The 17093-nt window shown below is 71.0% G+C and carries 14 protein-coding genes; 8 read left to right on the forward strand and 6 right to left on the reverse strand.

What is annotated here, in order from left to right:
* Positions 1-79 precede the first annotated feature (79 nt).
* Both ADK54_RS41060 and ADK54_RS48085 read right to left on the reverse strand, forming a co-directional pair.
* Positions 80-2749 carry a TIM-barrel domain-containing protein gene (locus tag ADK54_RS41060; RefSeq protein WP_324610230.1) on the reverse strand — a complete coding sequence of 890 codons (2670 nt, stop codon included), beginning with the start codon at positions 2747-2749 and terminating at the stop codon, positions 80-82.
* Between the two features lie 285 nt (positions 2750-3034).
* Positions 3035-3688 (reverse strand): hypothetical protein, encoded by a 654-nt coding sequence (locus ADK54_RS48085; RefSeq protein ID WP_324610231.1) that lies wholly within the window; start codon positions 3686-3688, stop codon positions 3035-3037.
* Positions 3689-4141: 453 nt separating this feature from the next.
* Here ADK54_RS48085 and ADK54_RS41070 point away from each other — a divergent pair, with 453 nt between their 5' ends.
* The gene (locus ADK54_RS41070; protein WP_234392419.1) at positions 4142-4879 is read left to right on the forward strand and encodes an AfsR/SARP family transcriptional regulator; all 738 of its coding nucleotides are present in this window, start codon (positions 4142-4144) and stop codon (positions 4877-4879) included.
* Between the two features lie 12 nt (positions 4880-4891).
* Here the strand turns inward: ADK54_RS41070 and ADK54_RS41075 are convergent, their stop codons facing one another.
* Complete coding sequence (locus ADK54_RS41075) at positions 4892-5884, reverse strand: DUF2156 domain-containing protein (RefSeq protein ID WP_053730968.1); 993 nt, start codon at positions 5882-5884, stop codon at positions 4892-4894.
* A 184-nt stretch (positions 5885-6068) separates the two neighbouring features.
* Between ADK54_RS41075 and ADK54_RS41080 the strand changes: the two genes are divergently transcribed.
* From ADK54_RS41080 to ADK54_RS41110, 7 genes are read left to right on the forward strand one after another with little or no spacing between them, the layout of a single operon-like run.
* The gene (locus ADK54_RS41080) at positions 6069-7730 is read left to right on the forward strand and encodes an aldehyde dehydrogenase family protein (protein WP_234392424.1); all 1662 of its coding nucleotides are present in this window, start codon (positions 6069-6071) and stop codon (positions 7728-7730) included.
* 10 nt (positions 7731-7740) lie between these two features.
* Positions 7741-8874 (forward strand): acyl-CoA dehydrogenase family protein, encoded by a 1134-nt coding sequence (locus tag ADK54_RS41085; RefSeq protein ID WP_053730969.1) that lies wholly within the window; start codon positions 7741-7743, stop codon positions 8872-8874.
* Positions 8875-8888: 14 nt separating this feature from the next.
* Positions 8889-10175: an aspartate aminotransferase family protein gene (locus ADK54_RS41090; protein WP_053730970.1), complete on the forward strand. Its 1287-nt coding sequence runs from the start codon at positions 8889-8891 to the stop codon at positions 10173-10175.
* 7 nt (positions 10176-10182) lie between these two features.
* A complete protein-coding gene (locus tag ADK54_RS41095) occupies positions 10183-10701 on the forward strand; it encodes a type II toxin-antitoxin system RatA family toxin (RefSeq protein WP_053730971.1) in 519 nt (172 codons plus the stop codon).
* Positions 10701-11192 (forward strand): hypothetical protein, encoded by a 492-nt coding sequence (locus ADK54_RS41100; RefSeq protein WP_053730972.1) that lies wholly within the window; start codon positions 10701-10703, stop codon positions 11190-11192. The genes ADK54_RS41095 and ADK54_RS41100 overlap by 1 nt, the downstream gene beginning before the upstream one ends.
* A 14-nt stretch (positions 11193-11206) precedes the next feature.
* Entirely contained in the window at positions 11207-11671 is a 465-nt protein-coding gene (locus ADK54_RS41105; RefSeq protein WP_159048046.1) for a flavin reductase family protein, read from the forward strand.
* A 5-nt stretch (positions 11672-11676) separates the two neighbouring features.
* The gene (locus tag ADK54_RS41110; RefSeq protein ID WP_053730974.1) at positions 11677-12651 is read left to right on the forward strand and encodes a hypothetical protein; all 975 of its coding nucleotides are present in this window, start codon (positions 11677-11679) and stop codon (positions 12649-12651) included.
* 36 nt (positions 12652-12687) lie between these two features.
* Here ADK54_RS41110 and ADK54_RS41115 read toward each other — a convergent pair whose 3' ends face one another.
* From ADK54_RS41115 to ADK54_RS41125, 3 genes are read right to left on the reverse strand one after another with little or no spacing between them, the layout of a single operon-like run.
* Positions 12688-13398 carry a hypothetical protein gene (locus ADK54_RS41115; protein ID WP_053730975.1) on the reverse strand — a complete coding sequence of 237 codons (711 nt, stop codon included), beginning with the start codon at positions 13396-13398 and terminating at the stop codon, positions 12688-12690.
* Between the two features lie 20 nt (positions 13399-13418).
* Complete coding sequence (locus tag ADK54_RS41120) at positions 13419-15494, reverse strand: MmgE/PrpD family protein (protein WP_063802165.1); 2076 nt, start codon at positions 15492-15494, stop codon at positions 13419-13421.
* Entirely contained in the window at positions 15491-17083 is a 1593-nt protein-coding gene (locus ADK54_RS41125) for an MFS transporter (RefSeq protein ID WP_053730976.1), read from the reverse strand. Before ADK54_RS41125 ends, ADK54_RS41120 begins: the two co-directional genes overlap by 4 nt.
* Positions 17084-17093: the final 10 nt, after the last annotated feature.

Genomic DNA, 17093 nt, shown 5'->3' on the forward strand with positions numbered 1-17093 from the left:
CCAGGTTCCCCTCCGCGCGCGGAGGGGCCGTACCGGACGGCTCACGGTACGGCCCCCGACCCGGTGGCGGACGGTCAGGTCACGCGATCTCGACGGAGAAGCCGTGGCCGGTGGACTGCGACGGCGTCTTGACCTCCGTCACCCCGGTCGCGGGATCGAAGTACCAGCCCGTGCCCGCCGCGGCGAGCTCCGCCGCGGAACCGTAGCGGTGCAGCCGGTTCCCGCCGAGGGCGACGACCGAGGGAGCCGCCTTGGTGTGGACGGTGAAGCGGTACGAGCGCGTGGCCGGCTTGCCCTGGTAACTGCCCACGCTGGCACCGACGTTGACGACCGCGGCGCGTCCGGCCGAGGTGACCTGGACCCGCTGGGTGGCCGAGGCGCCCTTGGCGAACTGCCGGGTGACGCCGTCGTCCTCGTACAGCGTGTAGGAGGACGAGCCGAGCTGCGGGTAGATGTCGTAGTCCAGCTCGCCCTTGTCCCGGGTCTGCCAGGACGTCGTGCCCTTCGGCCACATGGGCACGATCGAGCCGCCCTTCACGAACAGCGGGAGGGTGTCGAGCGGGGCCGCGTAGTTGTCGATGGTCGTCGGGCCCCGGTAGGTCCTGCCCGTCCAGTAGTCGGTCCAGGTGCCCTTGGGCAGATAGATGCCGTTGCGGACGCTGGTGTCGCTGTAGACCGGGGCGACCAGGAAGTCGGGTCCGGCCAGGAACTCGTACTTGGCGTTCGCACCAAGGGTGCCCGGATCGTCCGGGTACTCCAGGGAGAGCGGGCGGACCGCGCCGACGCCGGTCTTGGTGGCGTCCTTGGAGAGCCCGTACATGTACGGGATGAGCCGCTCCTTCAGCTGCAGGTACTTGCGGTTGATGGAGGCGTACGGCTCGCCGTCGAGCCAGGGCTGCTGGTCGGCGGCCTTGCCGGTGGTGAGATCCTTGGCCCAGCCGTCCATCGTCATGATGGCGGGCAGGAAGGCCTTCCACTGGAGGTCGCGGGTGTACATCTTCGGGTCGTGGCCGAAGATGCTGCCGACGTCGCCCGTGTTGTACGCGATGCCGGAGAGCGTGGCACCCGCGTAGGTGGGGATCTGCCAGCGCAGGTAGTCCCAGCTGAGCTTCTGGTCACCGCTCCACAGGACGCCGCAGCGCTGCGCGCCGGACCAGGACACGGGCAGCCACACGAAGCCGCGCGCGTCGCTGTTGTCCTCGATGCCGGCCTTCGCCTGGTCGCAGGCGTTCAGGGCGAAGCCGTAGCCGTTGCCGACCCAGGCGACGTCCAGTTTCGCGACCCGCTGGCCCGCCTTGACCTGGTCGGCGAGTTTGCCGAGGCCGTCCTGGGTCCACAGGCCGAGCTGGGCGTCGTGGGCCTGGAGGCCCTTGCCGGTCTCGGCGAGGTTCTCGTAGCCGCAGCCGTAGCCGTCGTTGACGAGCATCCAGCCGAGCGGCATCTGGTTCTGAGTGTAGCCGTCGGCGACCTTGAGCGCGTCCAGGGTGTGCCGCTCGCCCCGGTTGGCGTTGTGCAAGTAGCAGTCGGAGTCGCCCGGTTCGAGCCCGTACACCGGCGGCATGAACGGCTTGCCCACGAGCGAGGTGTACTTGCCGATGACGGACTTCACGTCACCGGTGAAGTAGTAGGCGTCCAGACGCCGTTCCTGCTGCCCGGTGCGCACCCGAGGCCCGAAGTCGTACACGCCCGGTGTGAAGGTGTTGCGGAACACCCCGTATCCGGCGGACGAGATGTAGAAGGGCTGGGAGTTGTTCCAGCCGCCCTCGTTCCAGTTGGTGTTGTTGCCCACGTGTCTGACCTGGTCGCGGTGCGAGAAGCTGCCGTTCTGCTCGCCGCCGCCGAAGAACTGCTCGTCGGCGCCGCGGGTCAGGCTCTGCCGCATGCCGCCGGAGGTCCAGCGCAGCGGGTCGGCCTCGGACCAGATCACGGTCCTGTTGTCGCCCTTGTACAGCGCGAAGCGCAGCGGCTTCTTGTAGACGCGCAGGACGACGTCCTTGCTCCGGACGCCGTAATAGGAGCCCGCGTCAAAGGACTTGGTGTCCTTCTGCGGCTTCGGCTCGGTCTGGATCATGTGGCTGTCGGGCGGGTCGGTGAAGGTCCCGTCCGGGGCGGCGCGCAGCCTCATCGTGTCGTCGGCGAGGAAGTCGACGCGGGCCTTGAGCGCACCTGCGGCGATGTCGTACGTGCCGTCCTTGCCGCCGAAGGCCGTGAGGTTCCCGGCGTCGGTCGGCTCGGGCAGATACGCCTTGCCCGTGAACGAGTTGTGGTGCACGTCGTACGGGACGACGACCACGTGGTACGTCCCCGACGCCTTCGGGATGACGGTCGCCTCGGGGTCGGCGGTGCCGGCGCTGGAGGCGACCTGCTTCCCGGCGTCGTCGTAGACGTACATGTCGAAGTCGTCGGTGGGGGTGGCCCATTGGATGGAGACGGGCACACCGCCCTCCGGGTTGTCGTCCCACTGGCCGACCGGCGGCTTCACCGTCAGGTCGAAGCGGGCACAGACCGCCCCGTCGGGGTCCTGCGCGGGCGCCGGGCACTTGTCCGGCGAGTCGACCGTGCCCTTCTCGTACACCGGGCTCTGCCAGGTCAGGGACTTGGTGCCACTGTCCAGGACGCCGCCGGGCGGCGTCGCGCCCTCGGCGTGGGCGGCGGGGACGGCCAGGGCGGTGAGGCCGAGCGCGAGCGCCGAGAACACGGCGACGGCGGGCCTTCGGGGCGGGTGGGAGCGATGCCAGGGGGTCCGCAAGGGTTCGTTCTCCGTTCGTACCGAGCAACAGCCGGGCGCGGCGTGCGCGTTCATGCTTGGAACAGTGGAGTTTCGAGCATCAAGATTCACCTTGGGGCGGGTTCATGTCAACGCCTGTGGCGCTTGAGGTACCCGACTTCCCTGCGGATCCGGCAGTTGGGCACCTGCCGGGTGGCCGGCCGTGCGCCGGTTCCGCCGACGGCCACGGACGCGGATCCCGTTACGTTGCCGGCCTCCGGCCCGGGCCCCTTGCGGGAAACGGCGGGCGGAGGCCGGCACGGGTGGTCACGGCAGGACGAACCAGTCCATCCCGAGCGCCGCGGCGAGGCCCACCACGAGGAGCCAGGAACCAAGGCGGGTGCGTCCGTTGCGACTCAGCTCGATGACCACACCGCACAGGATCAGGGCAAGCCCGTACACCCCGACGACGAGCACGGAGGAACGCGTCGCGAGCCGCACGACGAGGATCACCCCCATCGCCGCCATGAGCACCCCGGCGGCGACCATGCGAATACGGCGGGCCTGCCGCGGGGCCATGCCCTGCCGCTCGGCCTCGTCGGCGGCGCCTTCGGAGGGCTCGGGCGACTCCAACTCCTCGGCGGAATAGGCGAGTTGGTGGCTCCGCGCCTCCTCGGAGTGTGCGGGTTGCTCAGCGCGCCCTGAGGCACCCCGAGCCTCGGACCCGGCAGCCTCCGGGGCTTGAGCAGGCTTCGGGATCCCGGCGCGGCCAGCACCTTCGGCCGCCTCGGGGGCACCGCCCGCTTCCGCGCGCTCCGCATCCCGGTCGGCACCCTCGGCTTCCCCGCCCCGCCGCTGCGAGGCCCGCTCGGCCGTGGGCCGGTTCGGGGCCTGGTTCGGTACCGTCGCTTCCGCCGCGCGGGACGCACCCCCCGCTTCCGGGGTCGCGTCCACCGCTTGTTCCTGATCCGAGGTGCTCATGAGCCCGGATCGTAATCGCTCACCCCGTTACGGTGTTCCACCCAGGTCACGGCCGCGCCACACCTCGACGTGAGCCCCCTCACAAGCCGTCACCCGCCGGTCGCGCGCGGGGCCCCGCCACCTGCGGCGCTCCCGCTGCGTGCGGATCACCGTGCGACAGCGGACGACGCGCTGTCAACTCACCGTTATCTTCACGGACGTTGACCCCAATAGCAGGGCGAAATACTCTTCCTCCATGTTCTCTACGGGGGTAGAGCACTGCTCTTGGCAGCGATGGGCGAGAGGTCGACGGGCGAAGAACGCCGATCATTGTGCCGATCCGCGGCCCGGTCGATTCACCGGGCACACCTGATCCACTGGCCGGGCCCGCACGGCCCGTCGTCGTGGATTCCGCTTTTTTGCACGCAGCACGGGGGAAGCACGTTGAAAGTTCGCCTGCTCGGGTCCCTTGAATTGACCGACGGACACATCACGTTCAAGATTCCCGGCGAAAAACTCAGGGCGATCGTGGCCGTACTCGCCCTTTCGCCCGACCGTCCGGTGTCCCGGAACGACCTCATCGACGAACTGTGGGGAGAGGAACTCCCGCGCAACGCCGAGAACTCCTTGCAGGGTCATGTGGCCCGGCTTCGCCGCGTCATCGAATCCCGTACGGGCCACGACGGTCTGCGGGAACTGATCCGCACGTCCAGTTTCGGCTACGCCCTCGCGCTCGCGGAGAGCGACGTCGACGCCTCGCTGTTCGAGGCACTCGTCCGCGAGGCGACCACCCTTGGCCGGAGCGACCCGGACCGGTCGGTGCGGCTGCTCACCGAGGCGCTCTCGCTGTGGCGCGGGCCCGCGCTGCTCGACGCCGGGCAGGGCCTGATCAGCCGCATGGCGTACACCCGGCTCACCGAGATCAGGCTCACCGCGTACGAGCACCTCTTCGACGCCGAGCTCGCCCTGGGGCTGCACCGGGAAGTCATCACGGAGCTCCAGCAGTTGCACGCGCAGTACCCCTTGCGGGAGCGGTTCTGCGAGCAACTGATCACCGCCCTGTACCGCTCGGGGCGCCAGGCCGAGGCCCTGGACGCCTACCACCGCACCCGGCAGCGGCTCTCGCACCACCTGGGCCTTGAGCCCGGGGAGGCGCTGCGGGCCAGGTTCCAGGGCATCCTGCGCCAGGAGCCGGTGCCCGCCGGACGCTGAACACCCCATATTTCAGAGGGAGTTGGTAACCCGAAGGAGCTGCCGGATCGCGCCCGCCCTGGCCCTCCCCTGGAAGGCCAGGTACTCGGGCAGGACCAGTTGGGGCGCCCATTTCTCCTTGTACGCCAGCTGGCTCGCGGCGGGGTACACCTTCGCGCCGTGCGCGCCGAGCTGCCGCAGGAACCAGGCCGTGGGCCGGCTGGCGGAGGGCGCCTCGTGTTCGGGCGCGAGTCCGGTGAACGGGGTGAAGCCGAGGTGCAGCCACTCGGCGCCCTCCGCGCGGAAGGCCTCCACGGCTGTCAGGTTGATCGCCTCAAGGACGCCGGGCGCGGCCCCCGGCAGCCGGCGGCTGAGGTCGTGCAGCAGGCCGGCGCGCTTGCCGAAGGCCGGAGCGTACGAGATGTAGGCGACGAGTTCGCCGCCGATCCGGCCGGCGAACAGCCGGCGGTGCGCCTGCCCGGGTCCGCCGAGCTGGCCCACGAGGAACTCGATCTCCTTGACGTGGCGCCCCTTGCCGCGCAGCCACTGCCCATCGACGGTCCGGACGCCCCCGGCGATGCGCTCGTACGGCACTTCGGCCACCTCAAGCCCGCTGCGGCGCGCCCGCGACACCTTGTTCCGCAGTTTCACGAAGCGTGAGCCCTTGAGCCCGAATTCGGGAAGGTGCAGGGAGTAGGAGGCGCCGACCTGATTCACGGTGAATCCGCAGCGCTCGTAAAGAGCTACGTCCTCGCTCTGCATCTGGACGGCCACGACCGTGCTCCGGCGCGCCCGCGCGAAATCGAGGAATCCGCGCAGGAGTTCCTCCCGCGTTTGCTCCGGCGCGAACGCTCCGCCGAACTGCATCAGATACTTCCCGGCACTCCGATAGGCGATCACACCCGCACTGTCGGGCACGGTGAAGTACTCGTTTCCCGTGTTCATCGCCAGAAACGCGCTGGGATTGTCCGCGTAGTCCTGAAGTTGCTGCAGAACGTCGTCAATGGCAAGGACATGACCGGTCATCGAAGCTCCTCCCCTGGCCGTCCGGCGAATCGTCCCACCATGCCGCGCCGAATTCCCTGAAGCCGCCGTCTCAGTGCCGTCTCAGGCGCTTCTCAGGCAGGGCTGAGAAATTTACCGCGAAACATTCGAGCAATTCCGCCACGCGGTGTGGGGCGGACGTAAACGGGGGCCTGGCGTGACCGGAATATCAGCGAAATCGCGTGCACTGCTGCATCCCGACGACGTGCTGCTCGCCAAGGGGGCGCGCTCCTACGGCTCGTACGTGGCGGGGAAGAGCGTGCCGGGTGAGGAGTGGGTGTACGTCGTCGACTCGGCGGCCCTCCTCGACGACGCGTTCACCAGTCTCACGCTCAAGCGGAAGCTGGAGAAGGGCTGGACGCCGATCGGGCCGCTGCCCGGCTCGATCGTCGCCCGCGTGGCCAAGGCTTCCGTCGGCACCGTCGAGGAGGCCCTCGAAGCGGCCGCGGGCGCCGCCGCCGAGTGGGGGGCGACGCCTCTGGACGTACGCCTCGACGAGGCCTGCGGCCTGCTGCGTGAGCGGATCGCCGAGCGCACCGACGAGATCATCGAGGTGCTCGTCCAGGAGGGCCACCCGCTGGCGCTGGCCCGCTGGGAGGTGTCCGGGATGCTCCAGTGCTGGAGCCCGGAGTCGATCGGGTTCTACCACTCGCAGATGATCCAGGAGTTCCGGCACGGGGTGCGCGAGATCTCCGTGCGCCGCAGGCCGGACGGGGTGGTGTGCCTCAACCCGCCGCAGAACGCCCCGATGGCCAGCGCTCTGCTCGGCGTGTACTCGATCTTCGCGGGCAACGCCCTGGTGGTGCGGGCCCCTCGCAGCGGCCCGCTCGGCGTGATGTACGCCCTGCAGGAGCTGGTCGCCCCCGTGCTCGACGAGGTGGGCGCGCCGCCCGGCACGCTCGGCGTGGTGTGCGGGGACCCGGGGCCGATGCTGAACTCCTGGCTGGCCAGTCAGCACGTCGACGACATCATGTATTTCGGCGGCAGCGAGAGCGGCATCCGGTTCCAGGAGCGCTGCATCTCGGCCGGAAAGAAGCCGATTCTGGAACTCGCCGGCAATGACATCGTGACCGTCTGGAAGGACGCCGATGTCGAGCTCGCCGCCGAGGCGCTCACCGAGGGTTTCTACGGTTCCGGCCAGCTCTGCATGATTCCCAACCAGGTGGTGGCCCACCCCGACGTCGCCGACCGCTTGGTGGCCGAACTGGCCCGCCAGGCCCAGCGGATCAGGCCCGGCCGCGCCAGCGACGAGGGGGTGCTGCTCACCCCGGTGCTGCGCAACGAGAAGTTCTTCGACTGCCTCGACGACGCTCTGGCCCACGGCGCCGAGCTGGTCTGCGGCGGTCATGCCATGGAGCTCGACGGCACGCGGGACGCGAACGGCATCTTCCTGGAACCGACCGTGGTCCGCTTGAACGGGCTCACCCGGGCGCGGCGGGTGCAGGCGGTGCGCCACGAGACGTTCTTCCCGCTGCTCCCGGTCGTCGTGGCCGAACCGGCCGGGGACGACGAGCTGTTGGCGTCGTTCATCGACTTCGTGAACACCAACTGGTACGGGCTGCGCAACTCGCTGTGGGCCAAGGACCGTGCGGTGATCGACCGGTTCGTGGCCCGGGTCACCGAGGGCGGGCTGCTCAAGGTCAACGACTCGCACATCGGGTTCCTGCCCTATCTGCCTTCGCACGGCGGCACCGGTCTGACCGGCGGCGTGTTCGGCGAGGCCAACTACCCGATGCTGCGCACCACCCATGTGCAGGGCGTCAGCGTCGCACCCGGCGGGATCCGGCCCCGCGACGCCGTGTTCGGCACCGGCAGCAGTGCGGCCTGAGGAGGATCCGATGCGTTCGACACAACGGGCCGCGGAGGTCTGCGAGCGATTCCTGCCCGGACTGCTCGGCAAGCTCGCCGACATCCCGCTGAGCGAACTGGAGGCGCCGGGCAGCCCGGCCCTCGCCCACTTCAAGGCGTGCAAGGGGCCGAGTCTGGTGATCCCGGAGGCGTACCAGGGAGGCGGTGCCACGCCACTGGAGGCGCTCGCCGTGGTGCGGGCGATCGCGGCCCTCTCGCCCTCGCTGGCCGTGGGCACCACCATGCACCACTTCTCGGTGGCGACGCTGTTCACGCTCGCCGACAGCATCAAGAGCAGCGGCATGGAGTGGGCGCTGCTCGAAGGCATCGCCGAGCAGGGGCTCCTGGTCTCGTCGGGCTTCGCCGAGGGGCGCCCCGGCCAGGGCATCCTGTCGCCGACCATGACCGCGGCGAAGGCCGAGGGCGGCTATCTCATCAACGGATCGAAGAAGCCGTGCAGCCTGGCGCACTCCATGGACCTGCTCACCGCGTCCGTGGCGCTGCCCACCGACTCCGGACCCGAGATGGCCGTGCTGCTGGTGCCGCGCGGCACTCCGGGCCTCACCGTGCACCCGTTCTGGAAGAGCTGGGCGCTGGCGGGCGCGGAGAGCGACGAAGTACGGCTCACCGATGCCTTCGTGCCCGAACAGCTCGTCGTGCGGCCGGAGTTGGGGGGAGCCGGGGAGCTGGACGAGCTCCAGACGGTCGGCTTCATCTGGTTCGAGCTGCTGATCTCGGCCTCGTACCTGGGCATGGCCGGCGCCCTGGTGGAGCGGGCGCACGCCTCGGGCCGGGGCAGCGCCTCCGACCGGGCCGAGCTGTTCACGGCGTACGAGAGCGCAGGGCTGCTCCTGGAGGGCGTGGCCCGGATGCTCGGGGACGGTGAACGCGGCAACGAGGCGCTCGCCAAGACGCTGGTGGCCCGGTACGCGGCGCAGGACGCGCTCGGCGTGGCCGTGCGGCGGGCGGTGGAGGTGCTCGGCGGCATGGCGTTCATCGGCTCGTCCGACGTCGCCTATCTCGCCGCTGTCTCGCACGGGCTCGCCTTCCACCCGCCCTCGCGGGCGAGCTTCGCGGCGCCCTACCTCGACCACGTCGACGGCCGCCCGCTGCGGCTGGCCTGAAGGGGGTGGAAGCGATGACGGTCACGACAACGCCGGTCAGGGAACTGCCCGACCGGGATGCCCTCGGCCGCCTGTACCGGGCCCGGCTCAGCAAAGGACGGGCAACGCTCGGCGAGATGTTCGGCGGCCATGTGGAGGTGGCGTCCGAGGGGGCCTGGGTCACCACGGCCGAGGGGCGCAAGTTCCTCAACTGCGGGGGCTACGGCGTCTTCATCACCGGCGCGAAGCACCCCACGGTGATGCGCCACGTACGGGAGCAGTTGGAGCGGCATCCGGTGTCGACGCGGCTCTTCATGGAGCCGCAGATCGCCCTCGCCGCCGACGCCCTGGTGTCCGTCGCCCCGCCGGGTCTCGAACGGGTGCACTTCGCGGGTTCGGGCGCCGAGGCGGTGGAGGCCGCGATCAAGGTGGCCCGCACGCGCGGCCGCACCCGGCTCGTCTCGATGGCGGACGGCTACCACGGCAAGACGATGGGCGCGCTCAGCCTCACCGGCAAGGACGTCTTCCAGGACCCCTTCCGGCCGCTGCTCCCGTCGGTCACGCATGTGCCGTACGGGGATGTGGACGCCCTGCGCAAGGAGCTCGCGGCCTGTCCGGGCGAGGCCTGCGTCTTCGTCGAACCGGTGCAGGGCGAGGCGGGCGTCGTCATTCCGTCGCCCGGCTATCTCGGCGCGGTCGAGAACGCCTGCCGCGAGTACGGAGCGCTGCTCGCCGTCGACGAGATCCAGACCGGCCTCGGCCGGCTCGGCACCTGGTGGGGCTGCGGGCCCGAGGGGGTGCGCCCCGATCTGCTGCTCGTCGGCAAGGGGCTCAGCGGCGGCGTGGTCCCGGTGTCCGCGGTGATCGCGACACCGGAGGTGTTCGGCGCCTTCGACCGCGACCCGTATCTGCACACCTCGACGTTCTCGGGCGCGCCTCTGGCGATGGCCGCCGCGCGCGGCGCGATCGCCGCGCTGCGCGAGGACAACCTGGTCGGGCGGGCACGCATCCTGGGCGAGGAGATCCTGCGGGTCGTCGGCCGGATCGTACGCGGCCACTACGGGACGGTCGTGCGCGAGGTGCGCGGGCGCGGACTGATGCTGGGCATCGAGTTCACGGAGCCGGGCCCGGCGGGCGACCTGCTGATCGAACTGATCCAGCACGGCGTCATCGCCAACCACTCGCTCAACTCCCACCTGGTCCTGCGGCTCACCCCGCCCGCGATCCTGTCCCGCGGCGATCTGGACTTCCTGTACGAGTCGGTGGACCGGGCCTGCCGGGCCCAGGCCGCCCGCTACACCCCGATCCCTGAAAGTGGCTGAGACAACCATGCGCAGCACGCAACTGAAGGTCCGCGTCGAGGCGGTCTGCCCCAACGCGGCGTACGACCGCATCAAGGACTACGCCCGCTACCCCGAACTCACTCCGGTCGTACGGTCAGTGACGGTCAGTGAGGTGACGGACGAGGAAATACACAGCGACTGGGAGGTGTACTTCCGCAACGGCATCCTGCGCTGGACGGAGACCGACCGGTTCGACGAGGCGAAGCTGCGGATCTCCTTCCGTCAACTGGAGGGCGATTTCGCCGAGTTCACCGGCACGTGGTCGGTGACGCCGGACGGCGAGGGGTGTCTGGTGGACTTCGCAGCCGAGTTCGACTTCGGCATTCCGAGCCTCGCGGGCATTCTCGACCCTGTCGCGGCGCGCGTCCTGAAGGAAACCATCGGCGTGGTCGTCACCAGCCTCTTCGAGCGGGCCCATGTGGTCGGCGACGACCCGGTGGCGCGCTCGGTCGCCCGGGCCGCCGGGGGCGCGGCCCACCGGGACCTTCCCGGAGCGGCCGCCTGATGGACGCGAAGAACCTCTTCGAGACGCCGGTGACCTATCGCCTCGTCCGCCTTGAGTGCGCGGTCGGGCTCGCGGTGGCCGCCGCGCTGCTCCTCGCCCACCTCGGCGAGGTGCGGTGGGGGGTGGCGGCCGCCTTGTTCGTGTACATCGACCTGGTCGGCTACATCCCGGGGGCGATCGCGCACCACCGCAGCCCGGGCGGCCGTATCCCGCACGCCTATTACGTGCTCTACAACGTGATGCACAGCCTGGCCACGCAGACGCTGGTGGCGCTGGCGTGGATCTGGCTGTTCGGCGCCGAGTGGGCGCTGCTCGCGCTGCCGATCCACCTGTTCGGCGACCGGGCGATCTTCGGGAACTTCCTCAAACCGTTCGGCGTGAGCTTCGAACCCGTGGCGCACCCCGCGTACCAGCGCTTCAGCGGCGAGTACGCGGCCGGAACCACGGGCCGGGAGCGTCACGCGGTACGCCTCGGCGCGAGGTCGTCATGACGGCGCCGGGGAGCGTGTCCACGCGTACGGGCTGGCGGTTCGCGTCGGGGGTGTCCGTGCTGACCTGCGGGGCGGCGGACCGGGCGCACGGGGTCACGGTCAGCACCCTGTCCGTGGCCTCGGTCCACCCGCCGATGGTCTCGGTGGCGCTGCGTCGGGGCAGCCGGGGACTGGGGGCCCTGCTCACCGCGGGCCGCTTCGTGGTCAACGGCCTGTCGGTCCAACAGGCCCCGCTGGCAAGGTACTTCGCCCGCAAGGACCGCAGCGAGGGGCTGGCCCTGTTCGGCCCCGAGGCCGAGTCGGCGTGGGAGACGTACACCGCCGACGGGGTGCCGCTGCTCGCCGGAACGGTCGGCCGCCTGGAGTGCCGGATCGAGCGGACCGTGCCCGTCGGTGACCACGAACTGCTCATCGCCCGCGTGGTCGGCTCGTACCTCGGCAGCGGCACTCCCCTGCTCAACATCGACACCAGGAGATGAATCCGATGACCGACACCGAGAGCGCTCTCGGCGCGATTCCCGCCGAGGCCGACCGGGAGCGGGCGCCGTCCCTCGTGGACGGGGCCATGCGCCTTGAGCTGACGGCCGCCGACTGCGGCCTGCGGTACTGGCTGCGGGCCGTCCCGCAGGGCACGCTGCGCGGCCAGGTACTGGGCCACGCCGACGACGTCCGTCCACTGGCGGTGACCAGCGAGCCGGGGCCGCTGAACGACGCCCTCACCCAGGAGCTGGCGTTCCGCTCGATCGCCGAGGAGAAGGCGACCCGCGCGATCTCCTACCTGGTGGCGCTCGCACCCGATGTCGACAGCATGGAGTTCTACGCCACCCAACTCCTGGACGAGGCACGGCATTCGATGGTGTTCCGTTCTCATCTGACCTCCCTGGGCGTGGCCGAGCCCGAGCTGTGGCCGACGGTGGAACGGCTGGCCGGCGCGGACCGCGAGGCCGTGCTGGCGCCGCTGGAAGCGCTCGGGCTGCGGGTGCTGCGCGACGAGAGCGACTTCATCGGGGGCGTGGTCGTCCTGACCATCCTGGTCGAGGGGGTGCTCGCGCCCGCGGCGGAGCTCAGCGAGCGCAAGTGGCGGATCTTCGACCCGGCGGCCGCCGACATCGAGCGGGGCGCGGCCATCGACGAGATCCGGCATCTCACGGTGGGCAGCTCGATCGCCCGCGAACACCTCCTCACCCATCCCGGCGACAAGCCCCGCATCCTCGAACTGATCGAGCGGGGACGGGAGTTGTGGAGTTCGCTCCCCGCCACGGACATGATCTTCCGCCGCGAGTCCCTGTTCCAGGAGGGGCTGCGCAAACACGCCGAGCTGGCCGGCGACTACGAGATCTGGCCGGGCCGACGCCTGGTGGACACCGATGTCGAGGAACGCATGACGACCGCGCTCGGCTGGGCGGACGCCATGCAGCGCCGCCGCCTGGAGTACATGGGCCTGGTGGAGGCCCTGTGACGCCCCCCCCGCACCGTAGGCAACTGGGCCCGTTCTTCAGCGCGTTCGGGCTTGGTCCGCCAGGGCACGTACGACCGCCGCGGCAGCCACGGCGTGCCCTCGGCCGTTGAGCCGGCCCGGATGCGCACTCCACAGCCGCTTGGCGTCGATGCCCTTCTCGTACGCCATCAGGTCGATGTGCAAGGCTCCATGACGGAGCGTCACCACCGTGACCCGCTCGACGAGAAGACGCTGCCGGGTGCGGATCCGGTCGCGCTGGGCGTCGGCCACCTGGCCGGAGCCGGACCAGTCGAAGGGGCTGACCACCGCGGCGTCCCGGCAGGTCGCCCCTTTCAACGAGGCCAGGATCCGGCTGAGTTCGGACTCCACCACATCGGGGTCGAAGCTCCGGGCCCGCAGATCGGCCCCGCCACAGGCCAGTACCGCGAGGTCCGCCTCGAAGGCCAGTGCCTGCGCGAGCTGCCGGGACCGCACCTCGGACAGGACCAGATCGCGCCGGGGGCGCAAGGACAGGCAGGCGAGTTCGGGCGGCCCGGCCTGCCTGAGCAGGCAGGCCACCCGCTCGGGCCAGGGTTTCGCCCGGTGATCGCGGACCACGGCGACGGGCGCCGGGCGCGCCTCGCAGCCGCCGAACACCACGGCCCGCCGCCACGGCAGGCCCACGAGCAGCTCCTCGGCCTCGCCCGGTCGCAGAACCTGCGGATCAAGACCGTGCGGATCGGGACCGTTTGGATCGTGATCCTCCATGACGTTACCTCGCTCATCACTCAACTTGCACCCTCATCAAGGGAGTTGATCCGAGCAGCGTGCCCCGGCAGTTGCTCCTCGGCCCGCATGCGAACGATCTCTCCCCATGGGACGACCCCGCCGAACACCTCCTCCCCGGCCCCGTTCACGAGCCGCACCCGCACGTCGGCGGACCGGCGCCGGTCCGGGGTGCGGGCGAGCAGACCGACCAGCTCCGCGGCGTTCCGCCGGACGAGCTCGGCCAACACGGCCCGGTCCGCCGCCGCGATGAGCGCGTCGATCGCCGCGGGGTCGGCGGCCGCGCAATTGTCGAGCACCGGCGCCGCCGCCCCGTCCAGCACCTGCCGCGCGGTGTCCGCCAACAGGCGGTCACCGAGGGCGAGATGAGCGAGCGCCCGGTCCGCTTCGCCCCCAGCACCGCCACCCGGTTCGGCGCCGCCGCCGATGCCGATCCGGGAGGCCATGGCACGGAACAACCCGTCGTACGCCGACTCAAGGCCGGTCGTGTCCCACATGACCTCGGACTTCCGGAGCCGTGACGGCTCGGACTCCCCCGTCCAGGCATCGGGGCTCGCGGCCGCCGGTCGCCCGGAATGAACCCGCCGAGGCACCCCATCGCCCAGATCACCCAGCGCCAGCTCGACGAGACGTTGAACCCCCGACGGATCCAACTCTGCCAGATTGTCCACGAGTTCGATGACTTCCGGCTTGCCTCCACAGCGCAGGAACTTGCGGCGGGCCAGTTCCTCATGGCCCGGCCCGTCCGTACTGCCCGCCGCACCCACGGCGGCGCGGCGCTCGGCCCTGAGCTCGCGGCCGTCGCGCAACCGTACGGTGACCCGGGCGCCCAGGTCCTTCGTCGCCCAGCGGAAGTCGTCCGCCGGGGCCAGCCAGTCCGGCGGCAGCGCGTCGACGGCTTCCCGGCCCGCCGACCCGGCCCAGCCTGCGGCCCGCCGCCCCGCGCGCCGCAGCGCCTGCCCCAGCGGGGCCGTGCCGAGCAGCGCAGCCCGGCTCAGCGCGGGGTCGTGGACGGTCCGCACCTTCGCGGCGAGCGCCCAGCGCTCCGGCCGGGCCACGTCGGGCGGCGCGAGGTCGGCGGGTTCCAGGGATCCGGTCAGCAGGGCGGTCGCCACGTTGTAGGGCACGGAGAAGTTGAGGCCGGCGACGCTGGAGCGGGGACCGATCGACTCGGAGCGGGTGAGCCGGTCGAGGCCGCTGGTGAAGAGCGAGCCCTCGACCACGACCTCGGCGATGTCGTCCGCCGTCAACTCCCCTATTTCCGAATGGAGTTGAGCCGCGCAGTCGATGGCAGCACCGAGGTAGGCGCTGCCGGGGTGGACCTTGTACGAGAGTGTCTCGGTGTACCAGAGCGTCCCGAGACCGCCCACCACCTCCTCGGGCAGCGGCAGGGCGGCGAACCGGTGCAGGAAACCCTGGGGGTGTTCGAGGACGTCCGCCGGGCCGCTGAGCCCCGCGCGGGCGCCGTCGCAGGCGCCGAGGCCGATGCGTACCGGGACGGCGGCCGTGTACAGCTTGGCGTCGGTGGTGAGGAAGCCGCGCGGGAGCGTCCAGGTGGGGGTGGTGAAGGCGAGTCCCAGCGCGTTCACCCAGGTGTCGGCGCGGGCGCCCTCGGCGCGCAGCCGGCCTGCCACCGCGCCCGCGAGGTGGGTGTGCCCGGCGGTCTGGCCCCGGAACGGGCCGAGCGTGGCGGCGGCGGTGATGCGTGCCGCGCATTCGTTGGCCGCCAGGATCGCGGTGGCGAGCCGCCGCCCGTCGAGGCCGAGCGGCCTGGCGTACACCAGGGGGACGTTGACGCAGGAGTGGGAGAGGTGGCCGGCGTACGCGGTGTCGTCGAAGTCCAGGCAGATGGTGGCCATGGCCAGGGAGTGCGCGGCGCGCTCGGGATCGTCCTGGAGGGGGCTCCCGTACGCCTGGCCGATCTTGGCGCCGAGCGGATGGCCGTATCCGGCGCGGGCGGCGGCGAGCTGGCTGAGCAGCTGGCTCCTGAGGTGGGCGACGACTCGGTCCGGGGCCTCCGTGGCATCCAACTGGCTTGCCCAGGAGGCGAGTTGGGCCAGCAGCGGGGACTCGCTCATCGCCGCCTCCCCTCCATGGCGGCCTCGGGCCGCGCCGCCTCGGCCCGCTTCGGTGCGCTGTCGCCACCTCGGCCGCGCAGGAGGACCAGGGCGCACAGGCCGCCGACGAGGGTGCCCGCGGCCGCGACGTCCATCACCAGGTGCATGCCGTCGATGAAGACGGGACCGACGGCGTCCATGACGGTGCGGCGCGTGCCGGGGGGCAGCATGGCCGCCTGCGACAGGTCGCCGCCGCTGAGCTGGTCGTAGGCCCGGTCGCGGACCTGCTGCGGGAGGGGGGCCGCCGAGAGCGCTCTTGGCAGGGCGTCCCGCAGGTGGCGAAGGAGCAGCGCGCCGGCGAGCGCGACGCCGAACACCGCGCCGACCTGCCGGAAGGTGTTGGAGATGCCGGATGCCGTGCCCGCCTGCTCGGGCGGGACCGAGCCGAGCAGGGCGACCGTGGCCGGGGCGCCGGTGAAGGAGACACCGACGCCGAGCAGCGCCAGGGCCCACCAGTAGCCGCCGAATCCGGTGTCCACGTCCAGCGCGGTCAGGCCGTAGAGGCCGGCCGCGGACAGGACGGATCCGGCGACGATGGGCCACCGGGACCCGGCCCGGGCCGCGACCACGCTCGCGGCGAACGAGGCGATCATGATGGGTACGGTCAGTGCGAGGAAGCGGACGCCGGTCTCCACACTGCTCAGCCCCTGGAGGCTCTGCAGCACGAGCGTCAGCAGGAAGATCGCGGCGAACAGGCCGAAGAGGCTGAGGAAGTTGACGGCTCCGGCGACCGCGACGACCGGGCTGCGGAAGAGTTTCAGGGGGAGCATCGGGTCGGGCCTGCGCAGTTCCCAGAACACGAACAGCACAAGCGTCACCGCACAGAGCGCGAACGATCCGACGATGAGCGCCGAGGCCCAGCCCCTGCTGTTGCCCTCGATGAGCGCGTAGGCGAGGGCTGCGATCGCGGCGATGAACAACGCCTGCCCCACCAGGTCGAGTTGGCGGGCGCGCGGGGCGCGGTTCTCGGTGAGCAGCCGGGCGAGCACGAGTGCGGCGAGCACACCGATGGGCACGTTGATCCAGAAGATGCTCTGCCAGCCGACGTGGTCGACGAGCACCCCGCCGGCCACGGGACCGGCGGAGAGCGCGACCCCGCCGACGCCGGCCCAGATGCCGATGGCCTTGGCCCGGGCAGCCGGTTCGGGGTAGGCGGCGGAGACCAGGGCGAGCGACACCGGGATCATGACGGAGCCGCAGACGCCCTGGAGGGCCCGGCCCACGAGCAGCACGCCGATGGATCCGGCGAGCGCGCACATCACCGAGCTGAGGGTGAAGCCGACGAGACCGCCGAGGAAGAGCTTCTTGCGGCCGAGGACGTCCCCGAGGGTGCCCGAGGTGAGCAGCAGGCAGGCGAACGCGAGCGCGTAGGCGTCCACGATCCACTGCAACTGGGTTATTCCTGCGGTGAGTTCGTGCTGGATGTCCGGCAGGGCCACGTTCACGATCGTGGCGTCGAGGTACACCATGAACACGCCGAAGCAGAGGAAGGCGAGCAGCAGCCCCTTCCTGGGGGCGTGCGCTGGGCCGGCGCCGATGGTCTCGCTCATTGCGGATCCT

The organism is Streptomyces sp. WM6378, from assembly GCF_001279695.1.
In the GTDB taxonomy this organism is placed as follows: Bacteria; Actinomycetota; Actinomycetes; order Streptomycetales; family Streptomycetaceae; genus Streptomyces.

Excerpts from the sequence above, each read along its gene's own strand:
- ADK54_RS41085 (WP_053730969.1), top strand. The coding sequence starts at position 7,741 with ATGCGTTCGACACAACGGGCCGCGGAGGTCTGCGAGCGATTCCTGCCC.
- ADK54_RS41115 (WP_053730975.1), bottom strand. The coding sequence starts at position 13,398 with ATGGAGGATCACGATCCAAACGGTCCCGATCCGCACGGTCTTGATCCG.
- ADK54_RS48085 (WP_324610231.1), bottom strand. The coding sequence starts at position 3,688 with ATGAGCACCTCGGATCAGGAACAAGCGGTGGACGCGACCCCGGAAGCG.
- ADK54_RS41090 (WP_053730970.1), top strand. The coding sequence starts at position 8,889 with ATGACGGTCACGACAACGCCGGTCAGGGAACTGCCCGACCGGGATGCC.
- ADK54_RS41120 (WP_063802165.1), bottom strand. The coding sequence starts at position 15,494 with ATGAGCGAGTCCCCGCTGCTGGCCCAACTCGCCTCCTGGGCAAGCCAG.
- ADK54_RS41075 (WP_053730968.1), bottom strand. The coding sequence starts at position 5,884 with ATGACCGGTCATGTCCTTGCCATTGACGACGTTCTGCAGCAACTTCAG.
- ADK54_RS41095 (WP_053730971.1), top strand. The coding sequence starts at position 10,183 with ATGCGCAGCACGCAACTGAAGGTCCGCGTCGAGGCGGTCTGCCCCAAC.
- ADK54_RS41100 (WP_053730972.1), top strand. The coding sequence starts at position 10,701 with ATGGACGCGAAGAACCTCTTCGAGACGCCGGTGACCTATCGCCTCGTC.
- ADK54_RS41110 (WP_053730974.1), top strand. The coding sequence starts at position 11,677 with ATGACCGACACCGAGAGCGCTCTCGGCGCGATTCCCGCCGAGGCCGAC.
- ADK54_RS41125 (WP_053730976.1), bottom strand. The coding sequence starts at position 17,083 with ATGAGCGAGACCATCGGCGCCGGCCCAGCGCACGCCCCCAGGAAGGGG.